General features: G+C 70.9%; 21 protein-coding genes. 17 read left to right on the top strand and 4 right to left on the bottom strand.

Annotation, left to right across the window (positions count from 1 at the left end; genetic code table 11):
• Positions 1-200: 200 nt before the first annotated feature.
• On the top strand, positions 201-1,115 hold the full coding sequence (locus AC1DVI_RS27950) for an MBL fold metallo-hydrolase (RefSeq protein WP_476960748.1): 915 nt from the start codon (positions 201-203) through the stop codon (positions 1,113-1,115).
• A gap of 13 nt (positions 1,116-1,128) precedes the next feature.
• Here AC1DVI_RS27950 and AC1DVI_RS27955 read toward each other — a convergent pair whose 3' ends face one another.
• Positions 1,129-1,341 carry a YjiS-like domain-containing protein gene (locus AC1DVI_RS27955; RefSeq protein WP_476960749.1) on the bottom strand — a complete coding sequence of 71 codons (213 nt, stop codon included), beginning with the start codon at positions 1,339-1,341 and terminating at the stop codon, positions 1,129-1,131.
• 105 nt (positions 1,342-1,446) lie between these two features.
• On the opposite strand from AC1DVI_RS27955, the gene gcvA reads away from it, so the two are divergent.
• The 6 genes from gcvA to AC1DVI_RS27985 all read left to right on the top strand — a co-directional run bounded on the left by gcvA (position 1,447) and on the right by AC1DVI_RS27985 (position 8,005).
• On the top strand, positions 1,447-2,379 hold the full coding sequence (gene gcvA, locus AC1DVI_RS27960) for a transcriptional regulator GcvA (RefSeq protein WP_476960750.1): 933 nt from the start codon (positions 1,447-1,449) through the stop codon (positions 2,377-2,379).
• Between the two features lie 30 nt (positions 2,380-2,409).
• The gene (locus tag AC1DVI_RS27965) at positions 2,410-2,940 is read left to right on the top strand and encodes an ankyrin repeat domain-containing protein (protein ID WP_476960751.1); all 531 of its coding nucleotides are present in this window, start codon (positions 2,410-2,412) and stop codon (positions 2,938-2,940) included.
• 126 nt (positions 2,941-3,066) lie between these two features.
• Positions 3,067-5,706, top strand: a complete 2,640-nt coding sequence (locus AC1DVI_RS27970; RefSeq protein ID WP_476960752.1) for a tetratricopeptide repeat protein — start codon at positions 3,067-3,069, stop codon at positions 5,704-5,706.
• A complete protein-coding gene (locus AC1DVI_RS27975; RefSeq protein WP_476960753.1) occupies positions 5,703-6,833 on the top strand; it encodes a glycosyltransferase family 9 protein in 1,131 nt (376 codons plus the stop codon). Before AC1DVI_RS27970 ends, AC1DVI_RS27975 begins: the two co-directional genes overlap by 4 nt.
• A 207-nt stretch (positions 6,834-7,040) precedes the next feature.
• The gene (locus tag AC1DVI_RS27980) at positions 7,041-7,166 is read left to right on the top strand and encodes a hypothetical protein (RefSeq protein ID WP_281427603.1); all 126 of its coding nucleotides are present in this window, start codon (positions 7,041-7,043) and stop codon (positions 7,164-7,166) included.
• Between the two features lie 137 nt (positions 7,167-7,303).
• Positions 7,304-8,005, top strand: a complete 702-nt coding sequence (locus tag AC1DVI_RS27985; RefSeq protein ID WP_476960754.1) for an SDR family oxidoreductase — start codon at positions 7,304-7,306, stop codon at positions 8,003-8,005.
• Positions 8,006-8,087: 82 nt separating this feature from the next.
• On the opposite strand, the gene dctP is transcribed toward AC1DVI_RS27985, so the two are convergent.
• The 3 genes from dctP to AC1DVI_RS28000 form a co-directional block, all read right to left on the bottom strand.
• Entirely contained in the window at positions 8,088-9,119 is a 1,032-nt protein-coding gene (gene dctP, locus AC1DVI_RS27990) for a TRAP transporter substrate-binding protein DctP (protein ID WP_476960755.1), read from the bottom strand.
• A 130-nt stretch (positions 9,120-9,249) separates the two neighbouring features.
• The gene (locus AC1DVI_RS27995; RefSeq protein ID WP_476960756.1) at positions 9,250-10,452 is read right to left on the bottom strand and encodes an MFS transporter; all 1,203 of its coding nucleotides are present in this window, start codon (positions 10,450-10,452) and stop codon (positions 9,250-9,252) included.
• A gap of 53 nt (positions 10,453-10,505) precedes the next feature.
• Entirely contained in the window at positions 10,506-11,402 is an 897-nt protein-coding gene (locus tag AC1DVI_RS28000) for an HpcH/HpaI aldolase/citrate lyase family protein (protein WP_476960757.1), read from the bottom strand.
• Between the two features lie 135 nt (positions 11,403-11,537).
• Between AC1DVI_RS28000 and AC1DVI_RS28005 the strand changes: the two genes are divergently transcribed.
• The 10 genes from AC1DVI_RS28005 to AC1DVI_RS28050 all read left to right on the top strand — a co-directional run bounded on the left by AC1DVI_RS28005 (position 11,538) and on the right by AC1DVI_RS28050 (position 21,208).
• Complete coding sequence (locus AC1DVI_RS28005; RefSeq protein WP_094306085.1) at positions 11,538-12,035, top strand: MaoC family dehydratase; 498 nt, start codon at positions 11,538-11,540, stop codon at positions 12,033-12,035.
• Between the two features lie 66 nt (positions 12,036-12,101).
• Complete coding sequence (locus AC1DVI_RS28010; protein WP_476960758.1) at positions 12,102-13,508, top strand: MmgE/PrpD family protein; 1,407 nt, start codon at positions 12,102-12,104, stop codon at positions 13,506-13,508.
• A 23-nt stretch (positions 13,509-13,531) separates the two neighbouring features.
• Positions 13,532-14,710, top strand: coding sequence for an acyl-CoA dehydrogenase family protein (locus tag AC1DVI_RS28015; protein ID WP_476960759.1), 1,179 nt, complete (start codon positions 13,532-13,534; stop codon positions 14,708-14,710).
• Positions 14,711-14,716: 6 nt separating this feature from the next.
• A complete protein-coding gene (locus AC1DVI_RS28020) occupies positions 14,717-15,970 on the top strand; it encodes a CaiB/BaiF CoA transferase family protein (RefSeq protein ID WP_476960760.1) in 1,254 nt (417 codons plus the stop codon).
• On the top strand, positions 15,967-16,734 hold the full coding sequence (locus AC1DVI_RS28025; protein ID WP_476960761.1) for a GntR family transcriptional regulator: 768 nt from the start codon (positions 15,967-15,969) through the stop codon (positions 16,732-16,734). The genes AC1DVI_RS28020 and AC1DVI_RS28025 overlap by 4 nt, the downstream gene beginning before the upstream one ends.
• Before the next feature lie 76 nt (positions 16,735-16,810).
• Positions 16,811-17,020: a hypothetical protein gene (locus tag AC1DVI_RS28030; protein WP_476960762.1), complete on the top strand. Its 210-nt coding sequence runs from the start codon at positions 16,811-16,813 to the stop codon at positions 17,018-17,020.
• On the top strand, positions 17,017-18,405 hold the full coding sequence (locus tag AC1DVI_RS28035; RefSeq protein WP_476960763.1) for an amidase: 1,389 nt from the start codon (positions 17,017-17,019) through the stop codon (positions 18,403-18,405). Before AC1DVI_RS28030 ends, AC1DVI_RS28035 begins: the two co-directional genes overlap by 4 nt.
• A 14-nt stretch (positions 18,406-18,419) precedes the next feature.
• Positions 18,420-19,043 (top strand): TRAP transporter small permease, encoded by a 624-nt coding sequence (locus AC1DVI_RS28040; protein ID WP_476960764.1) that lies wholly within the window; start codon positions 18,420-18,422, stop codon positions 19,041-19,043.
• A gap of 29 nt (positions 19,044-19,072) precedes the next feature.
• Positions 19,073-20,344, top strand: a complete 1,272-nt coding sequence (locus tag AC1DVI_RS28045; RefSeq protein WP_476960765.1) for a TRAP transporter large permease — start codon at positions 19,073-19,075, stop codon at positions 20,342-20,344.
• An 84-nt stretch (positions 20,345-20,428) separates the two neighbouring features.
• Positions 20,429-21,208 (top strand): GntR family transcriptional regulator, encoded by a 780-nt coding sequence (locus AC1DVI_RS28050; protein WP_476960766.1) that lies wholly within the window; start codon positions 20,429-20,431, stop codon positions 21,206-21,208.
• The last annotated feature ends 6 nt before the right edge of the window (positions 21,209-21,214 follow it).

The following is a 21,214-nucleotide window of genomic DNA, read 5'->3' on the forward strand; positions in this document are numbered from 1 at the left end:
CCCTGCCGGCGACCGGTCCGGCCGCGGCGCTGGGTTGCGCCCTGGGGGCTGCGGCGGGTGGGGCGATGGGACGCCCGCTCGACCAGCCGATGGAGTAGCCGCCACCACCCTGCGTCGGGGAACCATCGCCGGCACCTTCAGTTTGCCTACGAACGGTGAGTGCTGCCGACCCTCACCCATCGCAGCAAGGAGGACGGCGCATGGCGCGGCAGATCCCTCTCGATTCCGCGGGGCGGGCCGACGATCCGGAGCGGGACCGGGCGCGCGACGACGGCACGCACGAGATCGCCCCCGATCTGGCCTACCGGCGGCTCGCCATCGTCAATGTCGTCTTCGTCGGCGCGCCGGGGGCCGGCGATCGGCCCAGCAGCGACCGACAATGGGTGCTGATCGACGCCGGTGTGATGGGCACGGCGGGCCTTATCGCCAAGGCGGCGGAAGAGCGGTTCGGGCCGGACTCGCGGCCCGCGGCCATCGTGATGACCCACGGTCATTTCGACCATGTCGGCGCCCTTGAGGAGCTGGCCGAGCGCTGGGACGCGCCGGTCTACGCCCATGGGCTGGAGCATCCCTATCTCGACGGCAGCGCGTCCTACCCGCCGCCTGACCCGTCGGTCGGCGGCGGCCTGATGTCGCTGATGGCGCCGCTCTACCCCCGCGGGCCGGTGAATGTGGGCCGCTGGCTGCGCCCTCTGCCGGAGGATGGCAGCGTGCCGGGCATGCCGGGATGGCGCTGGCTGGCGACGCCGGGGCACAGCCCTGGGCACGTCTCCTTCTGGCGCGCGGCGGACCACAGTCTCATTGCGGGCGACGCCTTCATCACGACGCGCCAGGAATCCGCCTACGCCGTGGCCGTGCAGGACCCGGAGATGCACGGACCACCCATGTACTACACGACGGATTGGCAGAAGGCGCGGGACTCGGTGGTTCTGCTGGCGGGGTTGGAGCCCGAACTTGTCGTCACCGGCCACGGTCCCGCCATGCGTGGCAGCGGCATGCGGGCGGCGCTCCATGAGCTTGCCCGCGATTTCGACCGGATCGCCGTGCCGGACCACGGGACCTACGTCGACGCGCCCGCCCGCGCCGAGGACGGCAGCGCCTACCGGCCGCCCTGATCCGTCGGTCCGCTCATCCTTTCCAGAACGGCTTGTCCATCTCCTCGCGCGCCGCCGCCTCGTCGAAGCCGAGGTCGGCCCAGAGATGCGCGTCCATGCGGGCCAGGGCGCGGCGCAGCGCCCGCCGCTCCCGCCAGCCGTTCAAGCGGGCGAGCCAGGAGCCGGCGGTGGGGCCGGCGGTCGTCCCGCTGCTCCGCTTGTCGTGCGTTCCGCTCATGCTCGTCATGCGGCCCTCCCGCCGGTCGTTCCTTCCTCGAAGCCGGAAAATCGCGCGTTGCTGCGTGGACGACAAACCATGCTTTCTCATAAGATGGATGAGCGAGAGTCATCCATGGAGCATCCGATGCGGCGTGCCCTGCCGCCCCTTCACGCCCTGCGCGCCTTCGAGGCGGCGGCCCGTCACGAAAGCTTCTCAAAGGCGGCGGACGAGCTGTGCGTGACGCAGGGCGCGGTCAGCCGGCAGATCATGGGGCTGGAGGAGTGGTTGGGCGTGCCGCTGTTCCGGCGGCTGACCCGCCGGGTCGAACTGACGGATGATGGGCGTGCCCTGCTGCCGGTGCTGTCGGAGTCCTTCGACCGCATCGCCGGTACGGCGGCGCGGCTGGCGGCGCGGGGGCGGGATTTGCGGATCAAGGTGGCCTTCTCCTTCGGCATCCGCTGGCTGATGCCGCGGCTGGTCCGCTTCCAGGCGCGGCACCCCGACGTGCAGGTGCGGGTGACCGTCGCCTGGAGCAGCGGGCTGGAGTTCGATCCGCAGGCGTTCGACGCCGCCATCGCCTATTGCCGGGAGGTTCCGCCCGGCTTCTCCGCCGTGGAGGTGCTGCCGGAGCGGCTGACCGTCGTCTGCCCGCCGGCCCTGGCGGGGCGGCTGCGGGTTCCGATGGATCTCGGCGCCATCCCGCTGCTGCACGGCTGTGCGGAGGGGCAGGACTGGCGGGTCTGGCTGGGCGCGGCGGGGCTGCCCTTCTTCGAGGCGCTGCGGCAGGGCGCGGTGTTCGACGCCATGGATCCGGCGATGCAGGCCGCCGCCGCCGGCATGGGCGCCACCGTCGCCGACCGCATGCTGTGCGCCGAGGATGTGGCGGCGGGCAGGCTCGTCCTGCCCTTTCCGGAGATCGAGGCGTCCTCCGGCAGCTACTGGTTCGTCTGTCCGGAGGGCATGCAGGACCGCCCCGCCGTCGCCGCCTTCCGCGGCTGGCTGCTGGAGGAGGCGCGCGACGAGACGGCGCAACAAAGCGCGACGGCGGCTGTTTCCCCGGTTTGAGCCGAAATCTCGACCGGGGGGAGCGCCGCCATGGGAGCGCAGGGGGAGCCGAGCAGGGAACTCGATGAGGACACCATCGCTTTCGCCGGCAAGCTGTTCCATTGGGCGCGGTCCGGCTGCACCGCCGAACTGACGGAACTGCTGGAGATGGGCCTGCCGGCCAACCTGCGCAACGACAAGGGTGACAGCCTGCTGATGCTGGCCAGCTATCACGGCCATGCCGAACTGGCTCGAAACCTGATGCGCCACGGCGCCGATCCGGAGCTGGCGAACGACCGCGGGCAGACGCCGCTGGCCGCCGCCGCCTTCAAGGGGGATGAGGCGGTGCTGCGCGTTCTGCTGGAGGAGGGCGCTGCGGTCGACGGCTGCGGGCCGGACGGGCGGACCGCGCTGATGACCGCCGCCATGTTCGACCGCGTCGCGATGGTGGACATTCTGCTGGCCCGCGGCGCCGACCCCGACGCGCGGGACGCCCGCGGCCTGACCGCCCGCGAGGCGGCGCTCGCCATGGGCGCCGCGAACGCCGCCGCCCGGCTGGCGCCCGGTGGGGAAGCCGTCTGAACCGGTCGCCCGCGGGGCAAACCCGGTCTGTCCCGGAAGCAATGACGCATTCGTACCCGCGGTCGCGTGGGCGCGCTACACTGCGCCCCTCGATGCCCTGTCCATGGGCCAGCCGAACGGACCGTCATGAGCGCCAGCCGCAATTCTTCCCCTGCCACGCTCCAGGAGACGCTGGCGCAGGCCGTCGTCCATCACCAGAACGGACGGCTGGCGGAGGCGCGCCCCCTCTACGAGCGGGTGCTGCGCCACGCGCCGGACCAGAGCGACGCGCTGCATCTGCTGGGGCTGCTGACGGCACAGAGCGGCGATCCGGAATCCGGGATCGCGCTGATCCGCAAGGCCGTGGCGAAGGATGGCGGCCAGCCGGTCTTCCGCCTCAACCTGGGCCGCGTGCTGGAGGCGGCGGGGCGCTGGGCGGAGGCTGCGGACGCCTATGGCCACGCCGCCCGCCTCGACCCGCTGACCCCGGATCATCACCGGCTGGAGGCCGCCGCCCATGCCAAGCTGGGCCGGGCGGAGGCCGCGGCGCGGGCGTTCCGCCGTCTGCTGGCGTTGGCGCCGGACGATGGGGAGGCCGCCAACGCGCTGGCCGACGCGCTGTACGATCTGGGGCGGCCCGGCCCGGCGGCGGACTGGTACGGGCGGGCGTCGGCGCTCGCCCCCGGTGAGGTTCTGGCCGCCTACAACCAGGGGGCGGCGCTGCGCGACGCCGGGCGCCCGCGCGACGCGCTCGCCGCCTTCCGTCGCGCCGCCGCTCTGGCGCCGCTGCTGGTCCAGGCGCAGGAGCAGGTGACCGGCCTGTGCCACGCGCTGGGCGATAGGTCGGGCGCGGCGCAGGCCGGGCGGCGGCTGATGGCGCTGGAGCCGGGCCACGGTGAAGGCGCGAAAGTCCTGGGAGCGGCGCTGGCCGCAGCGGAACCCTGGCGCGAGGGGGCGGCGTGGCTGGAGCGGGCGGCGGTGCTGGTCCCGGCCCCCGACCCCCTGCTGGTGCTCGGCAATCTGTGGCAGGAGCAGGGACATCCCGCGGCGTCGCCACGTTGCTACCGGCGCGCCCTGGCGCTGGCCCCGGACTCCGCGACGGCGCTGACCGGGCTCGGCATGGCGCTGTCGGCCTTGGGACGGGTGGAGGAGGCCGCGACCGCTGCCCGCCGCGCCGTCCGCGCCGATCCGGAGGAGGCCGGCCACGCCCTTAACGCCGGGGCCGTCCGGCACCGGGCCAAGCGCCCCGAGGAGGCGCGGGCGTGGTTCCGCCGCGCGGTGGCCTTGCAGCCCGCTGGCGCCGCCGGCTGGACCAACCTCGGCTCCCACGCCATCGACGCGGGCGCCTTCGACGACGCGCTGACCCTGCTGCGGCGGGCGCTGGTCCTGCGCACGGCGGAGCGGGAGGCGCTGGCCAGCTCCAACCTGGGCGTCGCGCTGATGGCGCTGGGCCGCCATGGCGAGGCGGTGGCCGCCCTGCGCGCCGCCCTGGACCGCGCGCCGGGGGATGCGGAGGTGCGTTCCAATCTGCTGTTCTGCCTGTGCTTCGCCGAGGAGGCGGACCTCGGCGCGGTGTTCGAGGAGCACAGGCGGTTCGAGCGCGCCGTGACGCCGCCGCTGCCCGCTGTCCCGCGCTTCGACGCGGTGAACCGCGACCCGGAGCGACGCCTGCGCGTCGGTTACCTGTCGCCGGATTTCCAGCGCTACCCAGGGCCGGGCTATCACTTCCTGCTGCCGTTGATCGAGCGCCACGACCGGTCGGCGGTGGAGGTGACCTGCTACTACGCCGACCTTCCGAAGGACGCCGCGACCACCCGCTTCGCCGCGCTGGCCGACCGTTGGCGCGACGTCGCGGCCATGCCGGACGGCGAGCTGGAGCGAATGATCCGGACGGACGGCATCGACGTGCTGGTGGACTGCGGCGGGCACATGTCGCGCAACCGCATGCCGCTGTTCATCCGCCGCCCGGCGCCGGTCCAGGTCAGCCTGCCGCTCTACCCGAACACGACGGGGCTGACGGCGATGGACTACCAGTTTTCCGACCACCGCTTCGCCGCGGCGAGCGCGGATGCCCTGCACACGGAAAAGCTGATCCGCCTGCCGGGAAGCGTGCTGTGTTATCGCCCAGTGGAATCCGCCGCGATACCGCCGGCCCGCCCACCGGTCGAGACGGCGGGGGTGTTCACCTTCGGCTCCTTCAACAACCTGACCAAGCTGAACGCCTCGACGCTGGCGTTGTGGGGGCGGGTGCTGGCGGCGGTGCCGGAGGCGCGGCTGATGCTGAAATGGCGGGGGCTGTCCGGCGGCGGGGTGGCGCGGCGGGTGCTGGACGCCTTCGCCGCCCATGGGGTTGAGGAGTCGCGGCTGCTGTTGCGCGGCACCGCCCCGGACCCCTACGAGGATTATCGGCTGCTCGATTGCGCGCTGGACCCCGTCTTCGCCAACGGCGGGACGACGACCTGCGACGCGCTGTGGATGGGGGTTCCCGTGCTGTCCATCACGGGGGAGGCGATGATCTCCCGCTGGGGCGCCACGATGCTCGGCAGCGTCGGGCTGGGCGGGCTGGTGGTGGAGCGCGCGGATGATTACGTGGCGCTCGCCGTCCGGCTGGCCACGGACCGAGCCTTTCTGGAGGCGCAGCGTACGGGCTTGCGCGAGCGGATGGCGTGTTCTCCCCTGATGGACGAGACGGGGTACGTCCGGGCGGTCGAGGCCGGTTACCGCATGGCGTGGCGGCGCTGGTGCGCCGGTCTGCCGCCCGCCCGCATCGACATGAGCGCGGCATGACGGGCGCCATTTTCAACCTCGCATCCGCCCGGCGCATCCTGGTGGTGAAGCTGGACGAGGCGGGCGACTTCGTGCTCGCCACGCCCTTCCTGCGCGGTCTGCGGGCCTCGGCGCCGCGGGCGCGCATCGTGCTGGCGGTGCGCCCGGCGGTGGCCGACCTCGCCGAGACCTGCCCGCACATCGACGCGGTGGTGGCGCCCTATCCGAAGCCGGACGGCGGCATCGACCTGCGCGGCGTCACGCCCGGCGGTGCGGCGGCCTTCGCGGAGGCGTTCCGCGCCGGCTTCGACCTGACGCTGGTCCCCCGCTACGATTTCGACCGCCACGGCGCCACGGCGCTCGCCGCGAGCAGCCGCGCCCGTGCCGTTCTGGGCTTTTCGGAGACGGTCACGCCCTGGAAGGCATCGGGCAACGCCGGCTTCGACCGCGCCTACACCCACCGGCTGGCGCCCCCGCCCGGTCGCCACGAGGTGGAGCAGAACCTCGCTTTGCTGCGCTTCGCCGGCGGCGTGCCGGACGGGGACGGGGTGGAACTGCACCTGACCGCGGAGGACCGGGCGGAGGCGACCCGCCTGCTGGCCGATGCGGCGGCGGAGCGGATCGTCGCCGTGGCGCCGGGGGCCGCCGCCGCGCGCCGCGAATACCCGCCGGAGCGGCTGGCGGCGGTGGTGGCCGTGGTGGCGATCGCGCTCGGCGCGCGGGTGGCGGTTCTCGGCACGGAGCGGGAGCGGGCGGTGGCGGAGCGGATCGCCGCAGCCCTGCCGGGGCGCGTGACCGACCTCACCGGGCAGACCGGGCTGCGACAGGCGGCGGCGGTGATCGAGCGGACGGCGGGGCTGATCGCCATGGATTCCGGCCCGGCCCATCTCGGGGCCGCCGTGGGCGTGCCGGTCGCCGTCTTCTCCTGCCATCCGGAGGGCGGGAACGCCAACCACTTCCACGCGCCGGAACGCTTCCGCCCCTGGTGCGCGCGGGCGCTGGTGCTGCGGCCCGCGGCGGCGCTTCCGCCCTGTCCGCCGGAAAGCTGCACGGCGGCGGAGGCGCATTGCATCGCCTCGATTCCGCCGGACTTGGCGGCGGCGCGCATCCTCGCCCTGTTCGGCGAGGGTGGCGGTGCGTCGCCCTGAACCGCCCGCCCATCGGTCAGTGTGGCCGATGGGCAACCCGTGATGCCGTCGGTCCGGCAAAGCCCTTTCGGAGTGCCGCTTTCCGGCCTGTGGCACCGCTGCATCACCCCCCGATATTTCGCGATACGGAAGCCACGCCCCTGGCACGAACGCCCTCGGAAACCGTATCTTATATGCATTGCAACATCAGCCGGTCCGTGAGGGATCATGAAGTCGTTCTTGTCCTCGCTTCAGCGGGATTGGGCGTCCTGGAGCCCGGTCGAGCGTTTCGTCGCCGTCGGCTTCGTCACGGTGGCCCCGGTCGCCTCGCTGGCTTTCCTGCTCGCCCTCTGACCGGCGCTGAATCCGGCGCTGTCCTTATCGGCGCCCGAAGGCACGCGTACGCTTCCCTTGGCCCCGTCCTGCGTCCGGTGCGATACAGGAGGAGAAGGAACGGACGAACCGTTCCGGCAGGAGAGGGATGACGAATCATGGGCGATAAGGTTGCCATCATCACCGCGGGCGGCAGCGGCATGGGGGCCGCAGCGGCGCGGCGCCTCGCGGCGGACGGATTCAAGGTCGCGGTGCTGTCCTCCTCCGGCAAGGGGGAGACTCTGGCCGAGGAACTGGGCGGGATCGGCGTGACCGGCTCGAACCAGTCCGCCGAGGACCTGGAGCGTCTGGTGACCCGGACGATGGAGCGCTGGGGGCGCATCGACGCGCTGGTGAACAGCGCCGGCCACGGCCCACGGAAGGCACTGCTGGATCTGACCGACGAGGACTGGCACAAGGGGATCGAGGTCTATTTCCTGAACGTCGTCCGGGCGGTGCGGCTGGTGACCCCGGTCATGGTCGGGCAGAAGGGCGGGACGATCATCAACATCTCGACCGCCTGGGCCTTCGAGCCGAGCCCGATGTTCCCGACCTCCGCCGTCGCTCGGGCCGGGCTGGCCTCCTTCACCAAGCTGTTCGCCGACCAGTATGCCGCCGACAATGTGCGGATGAACAACGTGCTGCCCGGCTGGATCGACAGCCTGCCGGCGACCGAGGAGCGGCGCCAGGGCGTGCCGATGGCCCGTTACGGCAAGAGCGAGGAGATCGCGGCGACCGTCGCGTTCCTCGCCTCCGATGGGGCCGGCTACATCACCGGCCAGAACATCCGGGTGGACGGCGGCCTCATGCGGTCGGTCTGAGCACACATTAAAAAAAATCGGTGCGGGTGGCGCCCCTTCCGGAACGCCGCCCGCACCGCGAGGTGAAGCGAGGGGGATCGCCTCAGCTCTTGTTGCCGACGATGGCCTGATACTGCTTCCAGATCTCAGGGTAGCGCCGGACATAGTCCTGGTTGACCTTGTTGGCGATCTCGCGGAACTTCGCCTGCTCGGCCTCGGGAGCCACGGCCAAACGCCCGCCCTGGGCGATCATCTGGTCCATGGTCTTCTTGTCGGAGTCGATGGCGCGCTGCCACTGCTTGGCGATGATCTCGTTGGTGGTCGTCTCCACCACCTGGCGCAGGTCGTCGGGCAGGCCCTTCATCCACTTGTCGTCGACCAGGACGGAGTAGGTGAGCAGGCTCATGCCCGGCACCAGCGAGGCGACCTTGGCGGCGTTGGTGCCGACCATCTCCCAGCCGCCGGCGGAGGTGTAGATTCCGTCGATGGCCCCCTGCATCAGCGCCGCCGCCATTTCGGAGGCGGGCATCGACACCGGGCTGGCCCCGAAGTCGCGCATCAGCAGCTGCAGGACGCGTCCGCCGGTCAGGCGGATCTTGCTGCCCTTCAGGTCGCCGACCGAGGCGACCTCCTTGTCCTTGAACAGGAAGATCAGGTCGGCGGTGCGCATCAGCCCCATGACGCGGATGCCCTTCTCGGACACCAGCCCGGACAGCAGCTTGGAGACCTCCTGCGCGGTTTCCGGCTTGGACATCGCCGCGTCGGTGACGGCGAAGGGCAGGTTCACCACGCCATACTGCGGGGCGATGCTCTCAAGCTGCACGCTGACCGGCCAGACCATGTGCACGGCGCCCGACCCGAGGGCGGCGACGGCGTCCTTGTCCTTGTAGAGCGTGCCGGAGTGGAAGACCTTCGGCTTGATGCGGCCCTTCGAGCGCTCCTCGATCAGGGCCGCATACTCGTCCATCATCTTGGCGGTCCAGTGGGACGTCGCGATCTCGTCCGTCATCACCATCTCGACCGGCGCCGCCTGCGCGCGGGCCTGGCCCGGCGTCCCGGCGGCCAGCCCGGCCACGGTCATTCCGACCAGCAGCGTCTTCGCCCAGAATGGCCTGAACATTGACGGATTGAACATTGGCTTCCCTCCCATTGCTGCGTTCGGACGCTTCTGGCCCGCTTGTCCGAACGATCATAGGGGAAAACTGTGCGGTATGCCAACATTATTGTACGGACAACTATTCGCGAGGGGCCGATCGACGCCGCCCTTATGTCTTGCGGCGCGACCAGAACAGGACCGCCGCCGCCCCGGCCAGCGGGAAGGCCGTCATCAGCGCGAAGGTCTCGCCGTAGCTGCCGACCGTGTTGAACAGGGTGGCGAACAGCGCCGGCCCGACGACCACGCCGGAGAAGGTGAACATCAGGGCGCCGCCCGTCGCCGTGCTGGCCGTGCCCTTCGGGGCGACCCGCGCCACCTCCGCCAGGAACACGCCGTTCCAGCCGATGGCGGCGATGCCGAACACCGTCAGCACGCCGATCACCGCAGGCACCGGCCAACTCGGCCCCAAACCGGCGGTGGCCAATGCGGCGCTGGCGGACAGCACGCCGATCCCGCCCAGCACCGCCACGCCGGAACCCAGCCGGTCGGCCAGCAGCCCCCAGCCGATGCGCGCCCCCGCCCCCGCCGCCTGCATCACCGACACGGCCAGCCCGGCGGACACGATGGACCAATGCAGGTCGTGCACCAGCATGTTCACCGTGAAGGCCATCAGCGACAGCTGGATCGCCGAGAAGAAGAAGCCCATCAGCGCGAAGCCGCGCAGCGCCGGAACCCGCCAGACCAGCCGCGGCCCTTCCATCAAATTGCCGCGGATCGGCAGGCCGGGGCTGCGGTCGTCGTCCCACACCCGGCGGCCCGGCGCGAAGAGAGCCAGCAGCAGCGCGAACATGCCGGCCACCGCCAGCGCCGCCCCGCGCCAGCCGGCGATCTCGCCGATTCCCGGCAGAGTCAGCCCGGCCAGCACGCCGGCCAGCGGCACGCCGGTCTGCTTCAGTGAGAAGACAAGGTTGCGTCGGGCCGGCGGGGTGAAGCGGTTCAACAAGTGGGAGGAGGACGGGTTCACCAGCCCGTAGCCGATGCCGAGCAGCACCGACGCCAGCGCCGCGACCCACAAATAGCCGGTGGCGATGCCCAGGCAACCGACCAGCCCCAGCGCCAAGGCCAGGACGCCCACCGTCCCGGCGCCCCAGCGGCGGACCACCAGCCCGGCGAAGGCCGACACCAGGGCGGCGGCGCTGTAGATGACGCTGATCTGGTAGCCGACCGCCTCCGACCCCACCCCCAGCGAGGCGGCGGCCAGCGGGGCGACCGTCGCCAGGGTCAGGACCGACAGGGTGGCGACGGTCTGGACGCTGGTCACCTCCGCCAGCAGCAGGGGAAAGGGGGCGGGCGGGGTTTCTTGCGTGGTCATGGGGGTCCGTACAAGTGGCGGTGGCGCGGTGCGCATGAACGGGCAATCCCTGGCTACAGCATTCCGGCCCGGCGGGCCAATGCCAGGATTCGATGGGACCCCAGCACCAAAGGCCGCTCGACCAGCTTGCCGTCGAGCACGCAGACTCCGCCGCCCGCGGCTTCGAAGGCGGCCAGGACCCGACCGGCGCGGAGCACCGCCTCCGGCGACGGGGTGTAGGCGTCGTGGATGGCGGTGATCTGCTTGGGATGGATGGCCGAGCGTGCGGTGAAGCCGTGCAGGACGCTGCGCGCCAGCTCCTGGCGGTAGCCTTCCTCGTCATCCAGCGCGATCCACGGCATGTCCAGCGCGTCCAGCCCGAAGCGGGCGGCGGCGTGCACGATCCGGGTGCGGGCCTGGACCAGCGGCTCCCAGGTCAGCGGCACGCGCAGTTCCGCCGACAGGTCGGCCCCGCCGAACATCAGAAAGGACAGGCGCGGTGAGGCCGCGGCGATCGCCATGACGTTCTCCAGCCCATCGGCGCTCTCGATCAGCGCGCCGAGCGCGCCGGGCAGATTGCGCTCGTCGAGAAGCCCGGCGGCCAGCCGGACGTCCTCGGCCCCGTCCACCTTCGGCAGCAGGATGCCCGCCCAGCGCGGCGCCGTGCCGTCCGGCAAATCCGTCAGGGCGAGGATGTCGAGCAGGCCGGTGCGGCTCCGTACCGAATTGGTTCGAACGAAAACCGCCGGCCCGCCCGCGCCGTCATGTTCCCGCAGGAAGGAGCAGACGGCGGCGCGGGCGCTGTCCTTGTCGCCGGGGGCCACCGCGTCCTCAAGATCGATGATGACCGCGTCGGCGCCGGCCCCCAGGGCTTTGGCGAAACGGTCCGGGCGGGCGCCGGGAACGAACAGGTAGGAGCGGCGGACCGGCGATTCCGGTGACGTTGCTGCGTTCTGCGGATTGTTGGGCATGAAAACGCTTTCCAAGGGTGAGGGGGCGTGTTATTTGTACGTACAACATGCTATCACACGCGCTGAACATGTCACCTTGAAATGATCGGCGCCCCGCACTCACCCCTCCGATCCGCAGACAAGAGACGCCCGCCCATGCCCGATGTTCAGGAACCGCGGACCATCGTCGCCGACCTTGGCCGCTACCTCGAGGATTTCACCGTCGGCGATGTCTACGAGCACCGCCCCGGCCGGACCATCACCGAAGCGGACAACATCCAGTTCAGCCTGCTGACGATGAACCGCCACCCCATGCACTGCGACCACGCCTTCGCCGAGAAGTCGGAGTTCGGCAAGCCGCTGGTCAACAGCGGCCTGACGCTGGCCATGGTGCTGGGCATGACGGTGGACGACGTCTCCTACAAGTCGGTCGCCAATCTTGGCTGGAAGGAGATCAAGCTGGTCGCCCCGGTCTTCCCCGGCGACACGATCTACGCGCGCTCCAAGGTGCTGGACGTCCGCGAATCCAAGAAGCGCCCGACCCAGGGCATCGTGACCACCTACACCGAGGGCTACAAGGCCGACGGCACGGTCTTCGTGACCTTCGAACGGGCCAGCCTCGTCCCCAAGCGGGGTCACGGCATCGGCGACTGATCCGGACAATCTGAAAGGACCTGTCCGAAACCACTGATGGCCCGAGAAGAACAAGAGGGAGGAACCATGCCCGCCACCGATCCCGCCACCAACTCCATCGCTACTACGCTGGCGGCCTTCGTCGCCGACACCCCCGACGACGCCATCCCGGCGGAGGTCCGCACCCGCGCGCCGCACCACATGCTGGACGCCGTGGGCATCGCGCTCGCCTCGACGCGCTACGACTTCGCCCACAAGACGCTGACCGCCCTGCGCGGTCTGGCGGGGGAGGGGCCGGTGCCGGTGATCGGCATGCCCGCCTCGCTGCCCGCCCGCGACGCGGCGACGGTCAACGGGCTGCTCTGCCACGGTCTCGACTACGACGACACCCACATCGGCGGCGTCATCCACCCGACCGCCAGCGTGCTGCCTGCCGTTTTGTCGGCGGCGGCGATGACCGGGGCGGACGGCCGTTCCGTGGTCAGCGCCTACGTGCTGGGCGTCGAGGTGGCGGCCCGGCTCGGCGCGGTGGCGCGCGGCGGCTTCCATCAGGTGGGCTTCCACCCGACGGGCATGATCGGCGTGTTCGGCTGCGCGCTGGCCGCCGGCCGTCTGCTCGGCCTGACCCGCGCGCAGCTCGCCGCCGCCCAGGGCATCGCCCTGTCGATGGCGAGCGGCAGCCTGGAGTTCCTTGAGGACGGCGCCTGGAACAAGCGCCTGCATCCCGGCTGGGCGGCGGCGGCGGGCATCACCGCGGCGGCGCTGGCCCGCGAAGGCTTCAACGGCGTCACCCGCCCCTATGAAGGCCGCTTCGGCCTGTTCAACGCCTATCTCGGCAAGGAGGCCGGGCGCGCCGAGCTGGGCATCGCCACCGCCGGCCTCGGCGAGACGTGGGAGTTGATGGCGACGGCGATCAAGCCCTATCCGGCCTGCCACTTCACCCACGCCTGCGTGGACGCCGCCCTGGAGCTGCGCCGCGACGGCCTCGACCTCGCGCGCATCCGCCGCATCGAGGCGCTGGTGCCCGAGCAGGTGGTCAAGACCGTCTGCGAGCCGGAGGCCAACAAGAAGCGCCCCTCCAACTCCTACGACGCGCAGTTCAGCGTGCCCTTCCTGGTCGCCGCCGCCCTGGTGCGCGGGCGCCTGACCCTGGCGGAGCTGGAGAACGACGCGCTGGGCGACGCGGCGATCCTCGACATCGCGTCGAAGGTGTCCTACCGCCCCGACCCGGACTCGCCCTTCCCGAAGGCCTATTCGGGCGAGCTGGTCATCACGCTCGACGACGGGCGGGAGCTGCGCCACCGCGAGCATATCAACCGCGGCGCCGCCGACCGCCCGCTGTCCAACGCCGAGATCGTGGACAAGTACCGCGGCAACGCCGCCATGGCCGTGAACGAGACTGCCGCGGCGCGCATCGCCGACGCCGTCCTCGGCCTCGACGCCAGCCCGCGCGCCGCGGACTCGCTGTCCGTGCTGTCGCCGTCCGTCCGCTGACCATCCAATCCGGGGAACACGCCATGAGCGACACCAACACCAGCATGACCGACGCGGAACGCGACGAGCAGGACCGCCTGATCCTCGACAGCGTGGACCGCTTCCTCGACCGCCATGTCCGGCCGGTCGCCCTGAAGCTGGAGCATGACGACACCTACCCCGACGAGATCGTCGAGCGGATGAAGGAGCTGGGCCTCTTCGGGGCGACGATCCCCGAGGAATACGGCGGGCTGGGCCTGCGTCCCTCCACCTACGCCAAGATGATCGAGCGCATCTCGTCGGTGTGGATGTCGCTGTCCGGCATCATCAACTCGCACCTCATCATGGCCTTCATCGTCACCAAGACGGGGACGGAGGAGCAGAAGGCCGCCTTCCTGCCGCGCTTCGCCACCGGCGAGCTGCGCGGCGGCCTCGCTTTGACCGAGCCGGACTGCGGCACCGACCTCCAGGCCATCCGCACGGTGGCCAAGCGCGACGGCGACGATTACGTCATCAACGGCTCGAAGACCTGGATCACCAACGGCATCCAGGGAAGCTGCTTCGCCCTGCTGGTCAAGACCGACCCGACGGCGCAGCCCCGCCACAAGGGCATGACGATGTTCCTGGCCGAGAAGGGGCCGGGCTTCAAGGTCAGCCGCAAGCTGGAGAAGCTGGGCTACAAGGGCATCGATTCCGCCGAGCTGGTCTTCGAGGACTACCGCGTCCCGGCCGACCGGCTGATCGGCGGGGTCGAGGGCCGCGGCATGGCCTGCGCCATCTCCGGCCTGGAGCTGGGCCGCGTCAACGTGGCGTCGCGCGGCGTCGGCGTCGCCCAGGCGGCGCTGGACGAATCCGTCAAGTACAGCCAGCAGCGCAAGACCTTCGGCAAGCCGATCCACGAGCATCAGGCCGTGGCGATGAAGCTGGCCGACATGGCGACCCGCGTGTCGGCGGCGCGGCTCCTCGTCCAGCAGGCGGCCAAGGCGCTCGACCGCGGCGAACGCTGCGACTACGAGGCCGGCATGGCCAAGCTCTTCGCCTCCGAAGCGGCGGTGGAGAATTCCCTGGACGCCATGCGCATCCACGGCGGCTACGGCTATTCCAAGGAGTTCGTGGTGGAGCGGCTCTACCGCGACGCCCCCCTGCTGTGCATCGGCGAGGGCACCAACGAGATCCAGCGCCTCATCATCGCCAAGCGGCTGATCGAGCAGAATCCGGTGTGAGGGCGGGTGGTCGCGACGGGCCCCCCTCCCGGCCTCCCCCCGCTTCGCAGGGGGAGGAGAAAAGCCCTCCCCTGCGACCTCGAAGGCGTCACCGTCATCGCCGTGGAGCAATACGGCGCCGGCCCGTTCGGCACCATGCTGCTGGCCGATCTCGGGGCCGAAGTCATCAAGGTCGAGAATCCCGCCGAAGGCGGCGAGGTCGGCCGGCATGTCGGCCCCCATTTCTTCGGCCCCGGCAACAGCCATTTCTACCAGTCCTTCAACCGCAACAAGCGCAGCATCACCCTCAACCTGAAGCACCCCGAGGGCATGGCGGTGCTGCACGAACTGGTGCGCCACGCCGACGCCGTGCTGGACAACCTGCGCGGCGACCTGCCGGACAAGCTGGGGCTGACCTACGAGCATCTGAAGGCGGTCAACCCGAAGATCGTCTGCGCCCACCTCTCCGCCTACGGGCGCACGGGGCCGCGGCGGGCCTGGCCGGGCTATGACTATCTGATGCAGGCGGAGGCCGGCTACCTGTCGGTGACCGGCGAGCCGGACGGCCCGCCCGCCCGCTTCGGCATGTCGGTGGTCGACATGATGACCGGCCTGATGACCGCCTTCGGCCTCGTCTCCGGCGTGGTCGGGGCACGGGCCAGCGGCAAGGGCACGGACGTCGACGTCAGCCTGTTCGACACGGCGCTGCACAACATGACCTACCTCGCCACCTGGTACCTCAACGGCGGCCACAACCAGGGGCGGGAGCCGCGCTCCGCGCATCCCTCCCTGACCCCGTCGCAGCTCTACCGGACGCGCGACGGCTGGCTGTTCGTCATGTGCAACAAGGAGAAGTTCTGGCCGGTCTTCTGCGACAAGATCGGCAAGCCGGAATGGGGGGATGACCCGCGCTTCCGCAGCTTCAAGGACCGGCTCGCCAACCGTGAACTGCTCACCGTCCTGCTGGACGAGGTGCTCGGCCAGCGCGACACGGCGGACTGGGTGGAGATCCTCGGCGGCGCGGTTCCCGCCGCCCCGGTCCTCGACATCGCGCAATCGCTGGAGAATCCCTTCGTCCGCGACAGCGACCGGGTGGCCGACTTCGTCTATCCGGACGGGTCGAGCGGCGTGCGGATGCTGACCGGGCCGGTGCGTATCGGCGGCGAGACGCTACCCACCCGCACCGCCCCGGCGCTGGGCGCCGACACCGAGGACGTGCTGGGCCGCATCGGCATCGGGCCGGAGCGGATCGCCGCCCTGCGCGAGCAGGGGGCATTGTGAAAGCCGCCGTTCGCCCGACCTCCGTCCGCCCCCCGTCCGCCGCGGAGGGGCCGCGCTTCCAGGAGATACTGGACGCGCTGCGCGCCGACATCGCGGACGGGCGGGTCGGGGTCGGCGAACGGCTGCCGACCGAGCAGGAGCTGTGCCTGCGTTTCTCCGCCAGCCGCTACACCGTGCGGGAGGCGCTGCGCCGGCTCCAGGATCTCGGCCTGATCGCGCGCCGCCAGGGCTCGGGGTCGGTGGTGACCGCCGCCCGCCCCGACGGGCGGTTCCACAACACGCTGTCCAGTCTCGCGGAGATCGGGCAGTACGCCTCCTCCACCCGGCTGGAGGTGCTGGCGGTGGAGAAGATCCTGGTGGAGGGACGGACGGCGGAGCTTCTGCGCTCGCAGCCGGACACGCCGTGGGTCCGGGTGGTGGCGCTGCGCCGCCAGCCGGGGGAGCGGACGCCGCTCTGCTACACCGAGGTGTTCCTGCCCGCCGCCTTCGACGACGTGGCCCAGGCCATCGGCACCTTTCCGGTCGCCGTCTACGCGGTGCTGGAAAGCCGCTACGGCCTGCGCATCGAGGAGGTCGTGCAGTCGATCGAGGCCACCTCGGCGGACGCCAACTTGGCATCCCGCCTGTCGGTGGAGGTCGGCACACCGATCCTGGTGGTGATCCGCCATTATCTGGACGCCGAAGGAAACGCGCTGGAGGTGGCGGTCAGCAGCCACGCGGCCGGACGATACCGCTATGAAATGACGCTGCAACGATCCGGGTAAGGGGGCCATTAAGGCCCTGCCCGCAGCGAACGGCCGGAAGAGCCGCGCGGGGACAGCACCGGACGGGAGGGAAGGAATGACGGAAAACCTCATCGGGGACGCCGCGGCTTGCGCGCGGACCCTGGCCAGGATTCAGGGAGTGACCCTGGACGATGCCGACGCCGCCCTGTGCGGGCGTCTGCTGGCCGCCGTGCCGGGTCTGCTGGCCGCGGCGCATCCCGGCGGCTCGCTGTTCGACGTGCCGCTGGGCGCCCATGCCGCGCTCATTACCGGGGAGCGGGCATGACCGATCCCACTTCGCTGACCCTGACGGAGGCGGCGAGGGCGGTCCGCGACGGCGCGCTGCGGGCGGAAGCCCTGGTCGACGCCTGCCTGGACCGCATCGACCGGCTGAATCCGACGCTCAACGCCTTCCTGTCGGTCGAGCCGGAGGAGGCGCTGTCCGCCGCCCGCGCCGCCGACGCGGAGGCGCGGGCCGGGCGGCTGCGCGGGCCGCTGCACGGCGTGCCGCTGGCCCACAAGGACATGTTTTATCGCGCCGACAAGCGCTGCACTTGCGGCTCCCCGACGATCCGCGGCGACTTCCGCCCGGAGCGGACGGCCACGGTGCTGGAACGGCTGGACGCGGCGGGGGCGGTGACGCTGGGCACGCTGCACATGGCGGAATTCGCCATGGGGCCGACCGGGCACAACGCCCATCTCGGGCGCTGCCGCAACCCCTGGGACCCCGACCGCATCACCGGCGGCTCCTCCTCCGGCTCCGGTGCTGCGGTGGCGGCACGGCTGGCCTTCGGGTCGCTGGGGTCGGACACCGGCGGGTCGGTGCGGCTTCCGGCGGCGCTGTGCGGCGTGGTCGGGCTGAAGCCGACGCAGGGGGCGACGCCGATGGACGGCGTGATGCCGCTGTCGGAGAGCCTGGACTGCGTCGGTCCGCTGGCGCGCAGCGCGGAGGATGCGGCGACGCTGTTCTCGGTCATCACCGGGCGGACGGACGCCGCAAACGCCATCGGCCAGGGGGTCGAGGGGCTGCGGCTGGGCATCCCGCGCCAGTTTTACTACGACGGCCTGGACCCCGCCGTGGCCGCCGCGCTGGAGCAGGCACGGGCGGTGCTGGAGCGCGCCGGCGCCCGCGTCGTCGACGTGGACATTCCCGACCACGAGCCCTACGGCGACCTCGCCAACCTCGTCTTCACGCCGGAGGCGGCGGCCGTCCATGCGCCCTGGCTGCGCGAGCGTCCGCAGGACTACGGCCCGCAGGTCCGCGCGCGGCTTCTGCAAGGGCTGATGGTGCCGGCAGCCTCCTACCTCCAGGCGAAGCAGCTTCGCGCGCTTCATCTCCGGGCGATGATCGACGGCCCCTTCGCCGAATGCGACGTGCTGTTCGTTCCCGCCCTGCGCAGCCGCGTGCCGACCGCCGCGCAGACCGACGTGGGTGCCGGGCCGGCGATGGCCGCGGTGGTCGCCGGGGTGGCGGCGCTGACCCGTCCGGTCTCCTACCTCGGCCTGCCGGCGCTTGTCACGCCCGCCGGCTTCGATCCGAACGGGATGCCCATTGCGATGCAGCTCATCGGCCGCCCGCAGGCGGAGGCCACGCTGCTGCGCATCGCCGACGCCTACGAGCGCGCCACCGGCTGGCTGAGCCGCGTCCCCCAGACACAGGTCTTCTCGTGAAGGGAGTTCCACCCATGCCGGGAACCGATACCTTGACCTCCGCGGCGACCTCCGCGGCGACCTCCGCGGCGACCTCCGCGACCCCGCACACCCAGGCGGAAGACGCCGCCGCGTCGCCGGGCCGCGGCCTTCCGGGCTGGTGGAGCTTCATCGAGGACCGCATCCTCCTGAACGTCGCCACGATCCTGATGATGGCGGCCATCGGCTTCATGTTCTACGAGGCGTCCAGCCGCTCCCTCCTGTCGGAGAGCCACTGGTGGGCGGAGGAGCTGGTCCGCTTCCTGGTGGTGTGGAGCGTCCTCCTCTCGCTGGGCGTCGGCACGCGGCACGGCCACTACATCCGCATGGACCTGCTGCTGAACATGATGCCGCACCGGGTGCGGCTGGCCTTCGCCTGGCTGAACAGCCTGATCGGGCTGGCCTTCAGCGTGCTGCTGGTGATCGCCGGCGTCCAGGAGGTCGCGCATCTCCAGGCCATCGGCATGTTCACCGAATCCAACCTCGACCTGCCGCTGTGGACGGTCCGGCTGGTGCTGCCGCTGGGCGGGGTGCTCTACGGCTTCGCCTTCGTCGGCAACATCATCCTGCTGCTGCGCGGCCACGATCCCGATCCGCCCGTCGAGGGCGAGAATCTCTGAACGACGGCTGAAAAAGGGGAGGAAAGACCATGACCACCATCGTTGCCGTCGTCAGCCTGCTGTTCTTCGTGGCGGCGGGCGTGCACATCGCCCTGGCGCTGGGCGTCATCGCGGTCGGCCTGCTGACCTTCAACTTCAACATTCCGGTCGTCCTGGTCGCGCAGATGGCCTGGGACTCCGTGGACAAATACGCGCTGGTCTGCATCCCGTTCTTCATCTTCGCCGGCAACCTGATGTCGCGCGGCAACCTCGCGCTGGTCATCCTGGAGCTGGTCGGGACGATCATCCGCTACTTCCGCGGCGGCATCGCGCTGGCGCTGGCCATGTCCAGCGTGTTCTTCGCGGCGGTCAACGGCTCGTCGGTGGCCTGCGCCGTGGCGCTCGGCCCGGCGGCGGTGAAGCTGATGCCGAAGGAGGGCTATCCGCCCCGCTTCGCCGCCTCGCTGGTGGCGGTCTGCGGCACTCTGGGTCTGATGATCCCGCCGTCGCTGACCTTCATCCTGATCGGCTCCATCGTCGGTCTGCCGATCACCGATTTGTTCATCGCCGGCATCGTGCCCGGCCTGTTCGAGGCGTTCCTGCTCGGTCTCACCACGCTGATCGTCAGCCGGCTCAAGGGCTACGGCCATGTCGGCGAGCGTCCGGACTGGAAGGGCTTCGGCCAGCGCCTTCCGGGTGCCGCCGGGGCGCTGATGATGCCGGTGCTCATCATCGGCACGATCTACATGGGCTGGTTCACCCCGACCGAGGTGTCGGCGCTGGCCGCCATCTATGCGGTGGTTCTGGTGACGGTGGTCTACCGCACGGCCAACCTCGTCGCGGTGTGGGAGACGGCGCGGGAATCGGTGCTCCAGACCGTGATGATCTACGGCGTGCTGCTCGGCTCCGGCCTGCTGACCGCGGTGCTGACCCGCCTCGGCCTGTCCGCCGAGCTGACCGCGATGCTTCAGGAGGCTCAGGTCTCCCCCTTCGAGTTCCTGCTGGCCGTCAATCTGCTGCTGCTCGTCATCGGCATGTTCCTGGACGGCGTGTCGATGATCGTGCTGCTGTCGCCGATCCTGTTCCCGATGGCGCAGGCGGTGGGGGTGAACCCGATCCATTTCGCCGTCATCATGACCGCGCTGGTGGAGGTGGCGACCCTGACCCCGCCGGTCGGCCTGAACCTGTTCGTGATGAGCCGCATCACCAAGATGCCGCTCCATTCCCTGGTGAAGGGCGTGCTGCCCTTCTACGGGATGCGGCTGGTGGCGCTGGTCGCCATCAACGCCTTCCCGGCCCTGTCGCTGGTCCTGCTGACGTAAGCGGACGGCCCCGCGCGGGAGGCATCGTACGCCGGTTGCATCGGCGCCCCGGCTCGTCCATCTTCCGGCATCATGAGGGATGCGATGTCGGACGAAGCGGACAGCCTGAAGGAAAACAGCGGGACGGACGGCGCGGCGGAGCGGGGGGAGACCCCGCTCTACCAGGAGATCGTCCGCACCTTGCTGGAGGAGATCGACGCCGGCGTCTACGCCGTTGGCGACCGCCTGCCGACCGAACAGGAGCTGTGCAGCCGCTTCGCCGTCAGCCGCCACACAGTGCGCGAGGCGCTGCGCCGGCTTCAGGAGATGGGCTACATCCTGCGCCGCCAGGGATCGGGTTCGGTCCTGGCGGCGCGGCGCGCCGACGGGCGCTTCGTCAATTCGATCAGTTCCCTGGACGAGCTGGTGCAGTACGCCACCTCGACCCGGCTGGAAATCCTCTCGGTGGACCGCATCATCGTGGAGGAGGAACTGGCTGGCCGGCTGGGCTGCCGCCCCGAGACGCAGTGGTTCCGCGTCAGCGCGCTGCGCCGCACCCGCGAGACGTCGGAACCCTTCTCCTACGTCGAGGTCTACATCGACGCTGCCTTCTCCGACGTGGTGCGCAACCTGGAGGTGGTGCAGTACGCCATCTACACGGTTCTGGAGCAGCGCTACGGTGTGCGCATCGCCGAGGTGATGCAGGACATCGAGGCGGCTCCGGCCAGCCTGAACGTTGCCTCGCGCCTGCATGTCCCGCCGCAGTCGCCGATCCTCGTCATCACCCGGCGCTATTTCACCGACGACGGGCGCTTGGTTGAGATCGCCGTCAATACCCATCCGGGCGCCGGTTTCCGCTACACCATGTCGTTGCAGCGGCGCTGAGAGGCG

It is taken from the genome of Azospirillum sp. P4_B5 (assembly GCF_056402275.1).

Bases quoted from the DNA above. Each gene is read 5' to 3' on its own strand.
- AC1DVI_RS27950 (WP_476960748.1), top strand. From the start codon at position 201: ATGGCGCGGCAGATCCCTCTCGATTCCGCGGGGCGGGCCGACGATCCG.
- AC1DVI_RS27955 (WP_476960749.1), bottom strand. From the start codon at position 1,341: ATGACGAGCATGAGCGGAACGCACGACAAGCGGAGCAGCGGGACGACC.
- gcvA (WP_476960750.1), top strand. From the start codon at position 1,447: ATGGAGCATCCGATGCGGCGTGCCCTGCCGCCCCTTCACGCCCTGCGC.
- AC1DVI_RS27965 (WP_476960751.1), top strand. From the start codon at position 2,410: ATGGGAGCGCAGGGGGAGCCGAGCAGGGAACTCGATGAGGACACCATC.
- AC1DVI_RS27970 (WP_476960752.1), top strand. From the start codon at position 3,067: ATGAGCGCCAGCCGCAATTCTTCCCCTGCCACGCTCCAGGAGACGCTG.
- AC1DVI_RS27975 (WP_476960753.1), top strand. From the start codon at position 5,703: ATGACGGGCGCCATTTTCAACCTCGCATCCGCCCGGCGCATCCTGGTG.
- AC1DVI_RS27980 (WP_281427603.1), top strand. From the start codon at position 7,041: ATGAAGTCGTTCTTGTCCTCGCTTCAGCGGGATTGGGCGTCCTGGAGC.
- AC1DVI_RS27985 (WP_476960754.1), top strand. From the start codon at position 7,304: ATGGGCGATAAGGTTGCCATCATCACCGCGGGCGGCAGCGGCATGGGG.
- dctP (WP_476960755.1), bottom strand. From the start codon at position 9,119: ATGTTCAATCCGTCAATGTTCAGGCCATTCTGGGCGAAGACGCTGCTG.
- AC1DVI_RS27995 (WP_476960756.1), bottom strand. From the start codon at position 10,452: ATGACCACGCAAGAAACCCCGCCCGCCCCCTTTCCCCTGCTGCTGGCG.
- AC1DVI_RS28000 (WP_476960757.1), bottom strand. From the start codon at position 11,402: ATGCCCAACAATCCGCAGAACGCAGCAACGTCACCGGAATCGCCGGTC.
- AC1DVI_RS28005 (WP_094306085.1), top strand. From the start codon at position 11,538: ATGCCCGATGTTCAGGAACCGCGGACCATCGTCGCCGACCTTGGCCGC.
- AC1DVI_RS28010 (WP_476960758.1), top strand. From the start codon at position 12,102: ATGCCCGCCACCGATCCCGCCACCAACTCCATCGCTACTACGCTGGCG.
- AC1DVI_RS28015 (WP_476960759.1), top strand. From the start codon at position 13,532: ATGAGCGACACCAACACCAGCATGACCGACGCGGAACGCGACGAGCAG.
- AC1DVI_RS28030 (WP_476960762.1), top strand. From the start codon at position 16,811: ATGACGGAAAACCTCATCGGGGACGCCGCGGCTTGCGCGCGGACCCTG.
- AC1DVI_RS28035 (WP_476960763.1), top strand. From the start codon at position 17,017: ATGACCGATCCCACTTCGCTGACCCTGACGGAGGCGGCGAGGGCGGTC.
- AC1DVI_RS28040 (WP_476960764.1), top strand. From the start codon at position 18,420: ATGCCGGGAACCGATACCTTGACCTCCGCGGCGACCTCCGCGGCGACC.
- AC1DVI_RS28045 (WP_476960765.1), top strand. From the start codon at position 19,073: ATGACCACCATCGTTGCCGTCGTCAGCCTGCTGTTCTTCGTGGCGGCG.
- AC1DVI_RS28050 (WP_476960766.1), top strand. From the start codon at position 20,429: ATGTCGGACGAAGCGGACAGCCTGAAGGAAAACAGCGGGACGGACGGC.